Annotated in this window: 9 protein-coding genes; 4 read left to right on the forward strand and 5 right to left on the reverse strand. The window is 62.2% G+C overall.

Annotation, left to right across the window (positions count from 1 at the left end):
• Positions 1-216 precede the first annotated feature (216 nt).
• From ACO550_RS33330 to ACO550_RS33340, 3 genes are read left to right on the forward strand one after another with little or no spacing between them, the layout of a single operon-like run.
• On the forward strand, positions 217-1,410 hold the full coding sequence (locus ACO550_RS33330) for an efflux RND transporter periplasmic adaptor subunit (protein WP_315596807.1): 1,194 nt from the start codon (positions 217-219) through the stop codon (positions 1,408-1,410).
• A gap of 13 nt (positions 1,411-1,423) precedes the next feature.
• On the forward strand, positions 1,424-4,591 hold the full coding sequence (locus ACO550_RS33335) for a multidrug efflux RND transporter permease subunit (protein ID WP_315596808.1): 3,168 nt from the start codon (positions 1,424-1,426) through the stop codon (positions 4,589-4,591).
• Positions 4,588-6,066 (forward strand): efflux transporter outer membrane subunit, encoded by a 1,479-nt coding sequence (locus ACO550_RS33340; protein ID WP_315596809.1) that lies wholly within the window; start codon positions 4,588-4,590, stop codon positions 6,064-6,066. Before ACO550_RS33335 ends, ACO550_RS33340 begins: the two co-directional genes overlap by 4 nt.
• Here ACO550_RS33340 and ACO550_RS33345 read toward each other — a convergent pair.
• From ACO550_RS33345 to ACO550_RS33365, 5 genes are all read right to left on the reverse strand, one after another.
• Complete coding sequence (locus tag ACO550_RS33345) at positions 6,052-7,419, reverse strand: MATE family efflux transporter (RefSeq protein WP_315596810.1); 1,368 nt, start codon at positions 7,417-7,419, stop codon at positions 6,052-6,054. The two genes, ACO550_RS33340 and ACO550_RS33345, sit on opposite strands and share 15 nt — an antisense overlap.
• The gene (locus ACO550_RS33350) at positions 7,406-7,918 is read right to left on the reverse strand and encodes a winged helix-turn-helix transcriptional regulator (RefSeq protein ID WP_315596811.1); all 513 of its coding nucleotides are present in this window, start codon (positions 7,916-7,918) and stop codon (positions 7,406-7,408) included. Before ACO550_RS33350 ends, ACO550_RS33345 begins: the two co-directional genes overlap by 14 nt.
• 74 nt (positions 7,919-7,992) lie before the next feature.
• Positions 7,993-8,649: a C39 family peptidase gene (locus ACO550_RS33355; protein ID WP_315596812.1), complete on the reverse strand. Its 657-nt coding sequence runs from the start codon at positions 8,647-8,649 to the stop codon at positions 7,993-7,995.
• 818 nt (positions 8,650-9,467) lie between these two features.
• The gene (locus ACO550_RS33360; RefSeq protein ID WP_315596813.1) at positions 9,468-10,418 is read right to left on the reverse strand and encodes a hypothetical protein; all 951 of its coding nucleotides are present in this window, start codon (positions 10,416-10,418) and stop codon (positions 9,468-9,470) included.
• Positions 10,419-10,591: 173 nt separating this feature from the next.
• The gene (locus ACO550_RS33365; RefSeq protein ID WP_315596814.1) at positions 10,592-11,512 is read right to left on the reverse strand and encodes a LysR substrate-binding domain-containing protein; all 921 of its coding nucleotides are present in this window, start codon (positions 11,510-11,512) and stop codon (positions 10,592-10,594) included.
• Positions 11,513-11,648: 136 nt separating this feature from the next.
• Between ACO550_RS33365 and ACO550_RS33370 the strand changes: the two genes are divergently transcribed.
• Positions 11,649-13,142: an acyl-CoA synthetase gene (locus tag ACO550_RS33370; protein WP_315596815.1), complete on the forward strand. Its 1,494-nt coding sequence runs from the start codon at positions 11,649-11,651 to the stop codon at positions 13,140-13,142.
• Positions 13,143-13,194 lie beyond the last annotated feature (52 nt).

Below are 13,194 nucleotides of genomic sequence, written 5' to 3' on the forward strand. Positions count from 1 at the left end.
ATGGTCGGCGGTAGTGGTGATTGACGCGCTGGCCCTCTCCCCCGGCCCCTCTCCCGCCATGCGGGAGAGGGGAGCAAACCGGGAGGGTTTGAAATGCACATCACACGAATTCCCTTAACACCCGAAAGAAAAGATTCAGTGGCCGCAGTCCTTGCGCAGTCATAACCTGCCGACTACACGGGCGTGGTGCGCGCCCGGATCGCCAGGGAGTGGTTGATGACTCGGTCGGTTCAGACAGCGCAAGTTATTGCAATTTCCATCCTGCTGGCGTCATGCGGCAAATCCGAACCTCCCGCTGCGGCGCAGCAGGCCGTTCCGGTCCAGGTCTTCAAGACCCGCGCGCAGGACCTGCCGGTAACCTTCGATTTCGTCGGCCAGACGCAAAGCGACCAGGCCGTCGATATCCGCGCGCGTGTGGCCGGCTTCCTGATCAAGCGCAACTACACCGAAGGCGCGGTGGTCAAGTCGAACCAGTTGCTGTTCGAGATCGACCACAAGCCATTCCAGGCGCAGCTGGACGCCGCCAAAGCCCAGTTGCAGCAGCAGAAGGCCCGGCTCGAGGTGGCGCGGGCCAACCTCTCGCGTGTCAAGCCGCTGGCTGAGCGCAACGCGCTGTCGCAGAAGGATCTTGACGACGCTACCGGCAACTTCCATGAGGCATCGGCGGGCGTGGAGCAGGCTATCGCCGAAGTCGAGACACAGACGCTCAACCTGTCCTATACCTATGTAAGGTCGCCGGTCGATGGCGTGTCGAGTTTTGCGGTGTTGCCCGAAGGCGCCTATGTCAGTACCAGCAACAGCCTGTTGACCACGGTATCCACATTGCAGCCGATGCGCATCAATTTCAGCATCTCGGAGCCGCAGACGTTGTCGTTCCGCGCGCAGCGGCTCGACAAGTCACTGATCGTGCCCGATGACCAGCACTATGCGGTCACCGTGGTCATGGCCGATGGAAGCGAGTATCCACACAAGGGGCGTATCACGTTTGCCGATGCCACCTACAACCAGCAGACCGGCACGTTCCTGGTGCGCGCGCTGATGCCGAACCCCGAAGGCGTATTGCGCCCGGGTCAGTTCGTGCGCGTGCTGGTGGATGGCGCCAAGCGTCCTGATGCCATCGTGGTGCCGCAGCGCGCCGTGATGCATGGTCCGAAGGGCGATGTCGTATTCGTGGTCGACAAGGACAACAAGGCCGTGCCGCGCCCGGTGATGGTGGGCGAACTGTCGGGCTCGATGTGGCGGATTGCCAAGGGCCTGCAGGCCGACGAGACGGTGGTGGTCGACGGTGCGGGCAAGCTGACCGAAGGCGCGCCGGTCAAGGTTATCGGCGAGGCTCCGCTCGCGGCCGTGGGAGAAGGCAGCAAGCCCGCGCCGACCGCTGCATCCGCACCTGCGGCAAGCAAGCCCTGACCGGGAGTCGACCATGCTTTCCGCCTTCTGCGTCAACCGGCCCATCTTCGCGATGGTGATCTCGCTGATCATCGTCATCGGCGGTGGGGTGGCGATGTTCGCGCTGCCCATCGCCCAATATCCCGACATCACGCCACCGCAGGTAACGGTCAGTGCCACCTATGCGGGCGCCGACTCCGATACCGTGGCCCAGACCGTGGCCGCGCCGATCGAAACCCAGGTCAATGGCGCGGACAACATGATCTACATGCAGTCCACCTCGTCACCGACGGGGTCGATGACGCTGAATGTCTATTTCGATATCGGTACCGATCCGGACACCGCGCAGGTACAGGTGCAGAACCGCGTGAACCTGGCGCTGCCGCAGTTGCCTGACACCGTACAGAAAACCGGTATCAACGTGCAGAAGCGCTCGTCGAGCTTCCTGCTGCTGATCGCGGTCTATTCGCCCGATAACCGCTTCGACCAGCAGTACATCAACAACTACGCCAACCTGTATGTGCTGGACGCGATCAAGCGCGTCAATGGTGCCAACCAGGCGCAGATCATGGGCTCGGCCGACCTGGCCATGCGCATCTGGCTGCGGCCCGATCGCATGGCGGCATTGAGCATTACGGCGCAAGATGTGCAGCGTGCCGTACAGAGCCAGAACGAACAGTTCGGCGCTGGCAGCGTCGGGCAGGCGCCGAATGCCAAGCCGGTGGAGCTGTCGTTCCCGCTGGTCACGCCGGGCCGCCTGACCACGCCCGAGCAGTTCGAGAACATCATCCTGCGTGCCGACAATAACGGTGCGGCCATCGTGCGCTTGCGTGACGTGGGACGCGCTGAAATCGGCCAGCAGCAATACACGCTGCGTTCGGCACTGAACGGCAAGCCGGCGACGATCATTGCGGTCTACCAGCAGCCGGGTTCGAATGCGATCCAGGTGGCCAAGGATGTGAAGAAGACGCTCGACGAAATGTCGAAGACGTTCCCGGCCGGCATGGCGTACAAGATCTCGCTCGATACTACCGAGTTCGTCAGCGCATCGATCGAGGAGGTGGTGCACACACTGGTGGAAGCGGTAATCCTGGTGGTGCTGGTGGTGTTTATCTTCCTGCAGAATTTCCGTGCCACGGTGATTCCGGTGCTGGCCGTGTTCGTGTCGATCATCGGCACGTTTGCGGGTTTGCTGGCGCTTGGTTTCTCGATCAACCTGCTGACGTTATTCGCGCTGGTGCTGGCCATCGGTATCGTGGTCGACGATGCGATCGTGGTGGTCGAGAACGTCGAGCGCAATATGGCCGAGTTCAAGCTATCGCCACGCGAGGCTACCTTGCGCGCGATGGAGGAAGTGACCGGGCCGGTGATCGCGATCGTGCTGGTGTTGTCGGCGGTGTTTATCCCGGTGGCCTTTGTGTCGGGCACTACGGGTCAGTTATACCGCCAGTTCGCGCTGACGATCGTGGTGTCGGTGGTGATCTCGGGCTTCTGCGCACTGACCTTGTCGCCCGCGTTGGCCGCCATGATCCTGAAGCCGGGGCACCATACGCCATGGCGTGGTTTCGTCTGGTTCAACGAGCGCTTTGACAGGCTGGTGCATCACTACGGCAACTGGGTGCGCGGCTTTATGCGGCGCGTGGTGCTGGCCATGGTGTTGTTCGGCGTGATGATCCTGGCGGTGTGGCAGTTGTTCTCGCATATCCCCACCGCGTTCGTGCCGGCCGAGGACCAGGGCTATATCCTGGTAGCGGTGATCATGCCAGACTCGGCCAGCCTCGATCGCACCGAGAAAGTGACCGAGCAGGTTGCGTCGATGTTCCGTCAGCATCCGGCCGTGGAAGATGCGTCGGCGCTGTCCGGCTACAGCTTTATCGATAGCCAGTACAAGACCAACGCCGGCACGGTGTTCGTCGGCATGAAGAGTTTCAAGAAGCGTGACTCGGCGGACCTCGGCGTGCCGGCGATGCTCAAGGAGATCACCGGCAAGCTGCGCGCGATTCCGGAGGCCATCATCATTCCGGTGAATCCGCCTTCCATTCCAGGGTTGGGGTCGCAGGGCGGCTTCGAATTCTGGATCCAGAATCGCGGCACCGGCAACACTGCCGAACTCGAAGGCGTGACGCGCAACTTCATCAAGGCCGCGGCCAATCACAAGGAACTGGGGCGCCTGACCAGCACGATCCAGTCGGCATCGCGCCAGATGCGGGTGGAAGTCGACAAGGAAAAGGCCGAGACCATGGGCGTGCCGATTTCAGATGTCTACGGCACGCTGCAGACGCAGTTCGGCTCGCTCTATATAAGCCAGTTCTCGCAGTACAGCCGCGTGTGGCAGGTGATCCTGCAGGCCGAGCCGCAGTATCGCGGCACGCCCAATGATCTGGAATACCTGTACGTGCGCGGGCGAGACAACAAGATGGTGCCGGTGTCGGGCCTGCTGCTCAATCACTATGGCAGCGGCCCCGATCTGCTATCGCGCTTCAACAATTTCCCGGCGGCCAAGATCACCGGCGATGCGGCCACCGGCTATAGCTCGGGACAGGCACTCGCGGCCATGGAAGCGGTGGCGAAGGAAACGCTGCCGGCGAGCTACAGCTTTGCGTGGAGTGGCGAGGCCTTCGAGCAGAAGAAGTCGGGCAATACCACCACCATCGTGTTTGTGTTCGGCATCGTGATGGTGTTCCTGATCCTCGCGGCGCAGTATGAGTCGTGGTCGTTGCCGCTATCGATCCTGACGGCCGTGCCGTTCGGCATCTTCGGGGCGTTGCTGGCCATCCTGCTGCGCGGCCTTTCGAACGATGTGTATTTCCAGATCGGCATGGTGACGCTGATCGGGCTGGCGGCCAAGAATGCCATCCTGATCGTCGAATTTGCGGTGATGAAGCACAAGGAAGGCTTGTCGCATGCCGATGCCGCCGTGGAAGCGGCCAAGCTGCGCTTGCGGCCAATCGTGATGACCTCGCTGGCGTTCATTCTCGGCGCGGTGCCGCTGTTTATCGCGTCGGGCGCTGGCTCGAACTCGCGGCATTCGATTGGTACCGGAATTATCGGCGGCATGATTGCTGCCACCACACTGGCGCTGCTGTTTGTGCCACTGTTCTCGTGGATCGTGGGTACTGCGGCGGACAAATGGGCCGCGCGTCGTGGCAAGGCCGCCACGACGACGGCATCGGTCACGCCGCCTGCCGGAGAACCATCATGACGCGTACCTATCGCTGCGCAACCATGGCCACGGTGGCCACGTTATCGACGCTGATCGCAGGATGTGCCATCGGGCCCGACTACAAGCGGCCCGAAGTCGCCCAACCCGAAGCCTATCGGATCGACACCGGCGTATTGACCGTGGCGGCCGATAGCGACTGGTGGAACGCCTTCAATGATCCCGTGTTGACGGCACTGGTGGAAACCGCGATGCGCAACAACTACGACGCACGTATTGCGTCGGCGCGCATCGACGAGTTCCGCGCACAGTTGATGATCGCGCGCTCGGGTTTCTATCCGCAGTTGAATGCCACGGCATCGGCGGCGCGGCAGAAGAGCGGTTCGTTCAACGGCACCCCGTTCGCTTCGCTCGGGGGACCACGCAATTCCTACGAAGCACTGCTCAATGCGAGCTGGGAAATCGATCTGTGGGGACGTATCCGCAGGCAGGCCGAATCGGCCGAGGCCAGCATGTGGAATGCCGAATACAACCGGCGCGGCGTGGTTCTGTCGCTGGCGGCATCGGTGGTGCAAGGCTATGCGACCTTGCGAGGACTCGATGCACAACTCGAGGTTGCCCAGCAAACGCTGACCACGCGCGCACAGGCGCTCGATATCTTCCAGCAGCGCTATCAGGGGGGCGTGATCTCGCAGGTGGAGTTGTCGCAATCGGAGAACGATTTCTACTCGACGGAAGCCACCATTCCTCCGCTACGGTCTTCGATTGCGCAGACCGAGAATGCACTGTCGGTGCTGCTGGGACGCGAGCCCGGTCCGATCGAACGCGGCAAGCCACTCGCGGATCTGCAAGTGCCGCCGATCAGTACCGATTTGCCTGCCGCCTTGCTGGCGCGCAGGCCCGATGTGCTGCAGGCCGAGCAACAGGCGGTGGCTGCCAATGCCGAGGTTGGCGCGGCGCTTGCCTTGTACCTGCCATCGGTCAATCTGTCGGGGTTCTTTGGTGCGCTGGCGACATCGCCAGCCGCGTTGTGGCACAGCGCCTCACAGGTATGGGGATTCGGCGCCAGCCTGGCGCAGCCGGTATTCCAGGGCGGGGCGATTCGTGGGCAGGTCAATGCAGCCGAAGCGGTAAGCAAGCAGGCGATGCTTGGTTATCAGGTGAGCGTGCTCAATGCCTTGGCCGATGTGAACACGTCGCTGGCCAATGGCATCGAAACACGCAACCGGCTGACCAGTTTGAAGAAGCAGGAGCAAAGCCTGCTGGTCTATGCGGACCAGTCGAACGCGCGTTACGAGGGCGGCTATTCGAGCTATCTCGAAGTGACCGACGCACGCGAGAAACTGTTCAGTGCGCAACTGGCGGCGATCCAGGGGCAGGTCGATGTATTGACTGGTGCCGCCGCGCTATACAAGTCGCTTGGCGGCGGATGGCCAGCAGTGCCGAATGAAGTACGCGATGCTGGGCTGGCCGGCGACGCCAGGGCGACGCCGGCGCGCGATTCAGTGGCGCGGTGACCATTCGGCCTTGCGCACACCGATGGCGGTGACCAGGCCATACGATGTGATACCGAGCGCGACGCCCAGGAAATGGCCGTCTAGCCCCATCCCGGCAACGTTGGCGAGCAGCCAGCCACCGCCAGCCGCCAGCGCAATCCGGCACAGGCCGGCCACGATCGGCCAGCGCATGCGGCCCGCGCCCATCGACGCGAAATACAGCGCCATGCCGAGGCCGAATCCGCCAAATGCGGGACCGACCCACGACAGCGCACGCGCGGCGATGGCGGCCACTTCGGCATCCTTGGTGAATAGTCCGGCGAACTGCGCGGGCGCCAGTCCGACGGCAGCGCCGACGCAACCGGCGAGCAGCAGCGCCAGCAGCGCGCCGACCCACGCAGTGCGACGCGCGGTGTGCCAGTCACCGGCACCGACCGAACCTCCTACCAGCGCGGTCAGTGCCGAACCCACACCGAACGCCAGCGGAATCATCAGGAATTCGAGCCGCGCTGAAATGCCATACGCCGCGACGGCCGTGGTGCCGAAATGGCGCAACTGCGCCGTGACCAGGATAGTGGTCAGGTTCGCCACCGATGCCAGCGCACACGCGATCAGTCCGACCGACAGGATCCGATAGAACAGCGCGCCCGAAGGCCGTATGCGCAGCGTAGGCACAAAGCCCGCGCCACCACGCAGCACCACCCACGCCATCATCAACGCCGCGGCCCACGACACTACGGCCAGGCCGGCACCAATACCCGCGAGGCCCATGCCAAGCCGCTCGGCAAACCACCACGACAGGATCGGAAACGCGATCCACATTGCTGCCAGCACGCGCGCGGCCAGCGCATGGCGACCGCCACCACGCAGCACCGACGCTAACGTATTCGCCAGCCATGCCGGCACCGCACCCGCACCGAACAGCCAGATCGCATAGTCCGCAGCCGCTTCGGCCGCCGTGGCACCGGCCACTGCACCGAACACTTCGCGCGGAAACCCGGCCAGTGCAATCGCGAACAGCAGTCCCGCCGTTACCGCAATGATGACGGCGTGCATCACCAGCGACGACGCATCCTCACGCTTGCCCGCACCAAGCGCACGCGCGATGGCCGAAACCACGCCGCCGCCCATCGCCCCGGCCGACATCTGCTGCAACAGCAGTGCAAACGGCAGCACCACGGCCCAGCCGGCCAGTGCTTCGGTGCCTTGCCGTGCCGCAAGCAACGTTTCAATCAATTGCGAACCGGCTTGAAGAAACGCAACCAGACTGGTCGGCGCGGCCAGCACCGCAATGCGCCTGGCGATCTCGGGCGATGGAACCGGTTCGTACGTGGTGGCCGAACCGTTGAGCGTCATCGCCTCAGGCTTGCCCATCGACAGCCTCCGCGGCAGCTTGCTCGCCGAAGCGCGCATGCAGATGGCGTCCGGCACCCGGACCGGGCCGTACGCGCAGGTCGTCGACGGTGATCGTGCTGCCATCGGCACGCGTCAATTTGCCTGCGACGATCTCCTTGCCGTCGCGCTTGTCTTCCAGCACGGTCGGCGGCCCTTTCTCATCACTAAGCCAGCGGTCCGCCCAGGCCTTGAGCGACACATACACCGGAAAGAAATCGCGCCCCATCTCGGTAAGCTGATACACCTGCCGCGCGCCGCCACCGGGCGCCGGCACCTTCTCAAGCAGACCGTGCTCCACCAGATTCTTGAGCCGCGCACTGAGAATGTTGGGCGCTATGCCCAAATGTTTCTCAAACTCATCGAAACGCGAACTGCCGTAGTACACCTCGCGCATCAGCAGGATCGCCCACCGTTCGCCAAGCATCGCCATCGAACGGGCGACCGGACACGGCATATTGGCAAAATCGGTTTGCGCCATGGCCTCCCCTTTTTACTTTTGAATTGCAAGTTAACGGGATCATAGCTTGCGAATTGAAAGTTTGCTGGGGAATTTCAGGGGAGCGCGAGGGGGAGGGGCAACATGGGCATCATCGCTGCAGTGGCGACATGTGGCTTTATGAAAGTATCGTCGATAGTTATCACCGTGTCGGGCTTTGGCCGCAGCGCCAGCACACGGCCGGGAAGCGACGCATCGCTACGCGTGTTCCAGAATGCCTCGAAGCGCTTTCTTGCCATGCGTACATTGCCCCAGGCCGGATCGGCCATCCAGACTCCGTCCTGCTCCGCCTTGCGTAGTACCGAAAAATGTCCGTCATCCCAATATCCGAGATAGACGATCACGGGGCGCTGCAGTCGCTGCAGGGCAGCGTAACTAAGGGCCATCGGAATCGTCTCGAAACCGAGTGCGTCGGCAACCGTCGCAAGGTCCTGCATCGAGAACGCCGGCTTGATGCCCACGCGATCGATAACATCCACTTCATTCGTGCTCGCGCCGAAGTAACCATTCAGCAGCGTGACCAGCGATGCCGCGCCGCAGGAATAGTCGAACTTCTGTTTCGTGATACCTGTATCGCGAAGCTCCGTCCATGAACGGATCGGCATCGCCTCAACAGCGTTTGGAGCAGGAGTGACGATGCCGGAGGCAGTGGCGAGTTGGCCGGTGAACAGCAGGAGGGTGATGGCGGTGGTGAGAGGGCGAAGGAGGTGCATCCGCATCTTGCACCTATTGTTTTGCCATCAGGCGCAGACCCGGACGCTCAAGAGTCTGCATAGCCATTGGGAGAGCACAATCAGCAGTGGAAAGCTGAGGCCGGTCATTTGTATGGAGGGAAGGCGCAAAAGTAGCTTTCGTGCGTAGGCAAAACCCATAAAGAGAGAGAAGCTGCCGAAGATCTGTATGTCGGTCTCGCAAGAGAAAATCATGGCCTGATCTCCCCTGGTCGGAAGACGACGGTCTTTTGGAACAGCGGGGGGGAATCTACGAGTGGGGCGACATTCCAGTTTGTCTTAACCGGGTACGCTGCATGACAACTACTGCATCCACGATTCAGCATCCCCGTGGCAAGGCCGCCGTAAAAGGCAATCGATCCAAAGGCAATTGCACTGGCGCCGAACGAACTTGTACCACCGGTAAGGAAGCCAGCAGCCGCACCCACGGTGGTCGCGATTATCAAGCCGCTCGCGGAACCGTTGCCGGATACGATTGCTTCTCCAAAGTATCCCGCTGCCCCGGTGATAGCGCCGACAGCCGCGCCGACAGGACCAAATCGCCCACTGGCGCTAGCCATCTCCTGGCTGCCTAGGCGCTCGGCCGGGAATGTGCTTGCTGGTAGCGATCCAGTCAGGTACTCCACCTCTTCCTCGGTGAGCAACTTTGTCGAAGCCGCTGGCTTGTCGCTTGATCCCGTGTGGATCGCCTGTGCTTCCGGCATTGCCGTGGTTGGAGCAAGTAATAGCAGTGCTGATGTTGACGCACACACGCATCTCAAAGGTAGTCGAGTCATTGTGTTCTCCTTTACCTAGCTTCCTCACAACCGCCACGTAAAATTCACCCACACCTGCGCGACCTCGTTGCCCGCCACGCCTGCCTGCGCATCGATGTTCATCACCAGCAATGACGAAAGCCGTTGCGTGTATCCGAGCGTGAAGGCCGTTAAGGTGGTGGCTTCTCCGTGTCTTGGTGTGCCGGTGTCTGCGGTCCGGAAGCTCTGCACGATGCCGGAGCGCAGCGTGATTTCAGGGTTCATTGCTACGCCGAACGATCCAGCGATGGCCACGACATCGCCGGGGTTGTAGCGCTTGCCCTGGCTTTGCCGTGCTCCGAGATAGCTGTAGGTTGCCGTGAGCGAGGCAATGACCGGATCGAATGCCCAATGGCTGCCGACCCCTACCGTGGCGGCGGAGCCGTATGTGACATGGTCCGAGGTGTTCTCGGCCAGCGCGAGTTCGGCGAAGCCGAGTACAAATGGATGCGAAAAAGGGGAGGTGATCCGGTAGTCGGTGCCCAATGTCAGATTGCGCCATCCCGCGCTGTACTGGGTGTCATGGCCATGGTTCTGCCGAACAAGGTTCCTTTCGGCATCGGCCTTCAATCCGGCGCTGATATTGAACCGGTTGCCGAACGCATAGCGCACGCCCAGGCGCGTGTAGATCGCGTCGCGTCGTCGGTTGTTGAGCGTGACGTCGGGAATCAGCAGCGCATAGCTGTAGGAGATCGGTACCGCAATCGTCGATACGCTGACATTGCGGGAGTCTGATGCCGCATAGCCGATGCCTGCGCTGAACGTGGCGCGACCCTTCTTCGGTGCGAAGTCCTCTATTTTGAACGGGGAATCAGAGCTCCTTATCTCGTCCGCGCTGGCAGTGCATGGCAAGGCAAGACAGGAAAGAAACGCCGGAGCGGCGTGTTGAAAGCGTTTGTTGGCCCATTGCATTCGCGCACCTTTTTTCGAGTGTTTATCCAACTCATTGACTGACATGGGCGCTGTGATGCGTCCACGTGAAGCAGCAATCTGAATTGGCTTGCGCGGCGATGGGCCTGGCTGGCTAACGCACGAGATGGTAGTGCGTTTCGGGTGAAATAGTTGTACGAAACCGTCTTGAAATTAAGGTGCTTTGTTGCACTTGAAGTCTGGCGCGTTGCAGGAGATCACTACTCCCCGGAAAACACCTCCAGCCCCGCGACACCTTCTCGCAGGAATGCGATCAAGGCTCGTGTGGCCATCGACAGGTGCGGATTCGGTGTGGTGATGATGTACAGCCGATTGCCGAGTCCTTCGGGGGTCCAGTCCGGCAGCACCGGTACCAGCGTGCCGCGGCGTACGTCTTCCCAGCCCATATAGCGTGGCAACAGGCTGACGCCGTGTCCCCGACGCACCGCGTTCATCAGGAATGGAAAGTGTTCGGATTGCAGATACGGCGTGATTTCGACGTCTTGACGCTCCGGCCCACAGGACGAGTCGCGCCCGAGCGTCAGCAGGAAGCGCCGCGACGTGTAGGGCGGACAGAGGAAGCGGCAGCTGGTCAGGTCCGATGGCTTTTGCAGCGGCGGGATACGAGCGAGATATTCGGGTGATGCGCACAACTGCCATTGGATCGCGCAGACCTCGCGTGCCACGGTATCGAGCGGTGGCAACGAGGTGACCTTCAGTGCGACATCGATCTCGGCGGCGATCAGGTCTGTCACGCGGTTGGCAAAGAACACGCGAATCGAGATGCCGGGATGCAGCTCGGCGAACTGCAGCAGCAGCGGCGCGATAAACGCATCGCCAAGGCCGGTGGGTACGCTTACGCGGACATGACCGCGCAGCGTCTTGCCGAGGCTGTCGATTTCGGCCTGCGCGGCGGCCACTTCCTGCAGGATGCGCAGGCCGTGTTCATAGAGCGACTGGCCGGCATCGGTCATCTCGAGCCGGCGCGTGGTGCGCCGCAGCAACATCGCCCCGGCCTGTTCTTCGAGCTGTCCCAACTGGCGGCTGATCTGCGAGCGCGTCACACCGCGCCGGCGGCCAGCTTCGGCCAGGTTGCCCGATTCCACGATATCCACGAAGGCCTGCACGAGATTGAGATCCATACGACGATTCCGAAACACCAAGCAATGTCGAGTATTGCGCAACATTGTGGTGCGTTAAGGCGGGATTGTCGATTGCGGTGCGTCTCGCTACAGTGTTCCGCTGTGTGGTTAAAAGGTTTAGACAAGGAGACATCGCATGGCCGCAGACCTATGGTTCGAATCGTTGCATCGTCCTGGCGCACAGGTGCTCGAGCGTGGCACGCGGCTCGCCGGTGGGCTGCGGCGGCTTGGACTTGCCGAAGGCGGGGTGGTGGCGGTTCTACTGCGCAATGATCCGGTGTTTGCCGACGTGGTGTATGCATGCCGTACCGCAGGAACCTACTACTGCCCGATCAACTGGCACTTCACGGCCGAGGAAGTGCGTTTCCTGCTGGAAGACAGCGGCGCACGCGTGCTGATCATCGAAGCCGATCTGCTGCCAGCCGTGCAGGCTGTGGTGCCGCATGGCGTGGCGATACTGGCCGTCAATGGCAGCCATGCCGATGCAATCGAATACGAACCGTGGCTCGCCGCGCAGGCACCGTACGACGGTCCGCGCGTGGCGCCGCGTGGGCATCTGGCCTATACCTCGGGCACCACGGGGCGTCCCAAGGGCGTGTTGCGTCAGGCGGTGCCGTTGGCCGAGCTCGACGACCAGCTCGCGCGCATGCGCTCGGTGGTGGCCCAGTCCATCGGCATCGTGCCAGGTTGTCGCGCGCTGATGTCCGCGCCGCTGTATCACAGCGCGCCAAGCGTGTTCGTGCAGAACGCGTTGCAGATGGCGGAACGGCTGGTGCTGACACCGCGCTTCGACGCCGAGCAGGTGCTGGCACTGGTGGAACAGCATCGCATCGACGTGCTCTATCTGGTGCCGATCATGTATGTGCGGCTGCTGAAGCTGCCAGCCGAAGTGCGCGCCCGATATGACCTGTCGTCGATCCGCTTTGTCGCATCGACCGGTTCGCCGTGCTCGCCCGAGGTCAAGCGCGGGATGCTCGACTGGTTCGGCCCGGTGATCCATGAAACCTACGCGTCGAGCGAAGCCGGCATGATTACCGTGGCCACGCCCGAAGATGCAATTGCACGGCCCGGCACGGCGGGGCGTCCGGTAGACGAAGGCAGCGTGCGCATCATCGATGAATCGGGCAAGCCGTGCGCCACGGGCGAGGTGGGACTGGTCTATGTTCGTCAGCCCGCGTATCCCGATTTCACATACCTCAACAACGAAGCGGCGCGCGGCAAGATCGATATCGATGGCCGGGTCTCGCTCGGGGACATGGGCTATGTCGATGCGGACGGCTATCTGTTCATTTGCGATCGCGCCTCGGACATGGTGATTTCCGGCGGCGTGAATATCTATCCGGCCGAGATCGAGCACGAACTGGTGCGCTACCCGGGCGTGGCGGACTGCGTGGTGTTTGGCGTGCCCGATGACGAGTACGGCGAGCGCCTGCACGGCGTGATCCAACCCGTAGCCGGTGCAGCCGTTGAACCGGAAGCCGTGATCGAGTGGTTGCGCGGTCGACTGTCGGGCTTCAAGGTACCGCGCACGATCGAGATCGTGGCGCAGTTGCCGCGCGACGAAACCGGCAAGCTCGCCAAGCGCCGACTGCGCGACCAGCACTGGGCAGGACGGCAGCGGCGGGTTTGAGTGTCAACGCCCACTGCCGGTTCGCTCCCCTCTCCCGCACGCGGAAGAGGGG

The organism is Cupriavidus sp. (assembly GCF_057315035.1).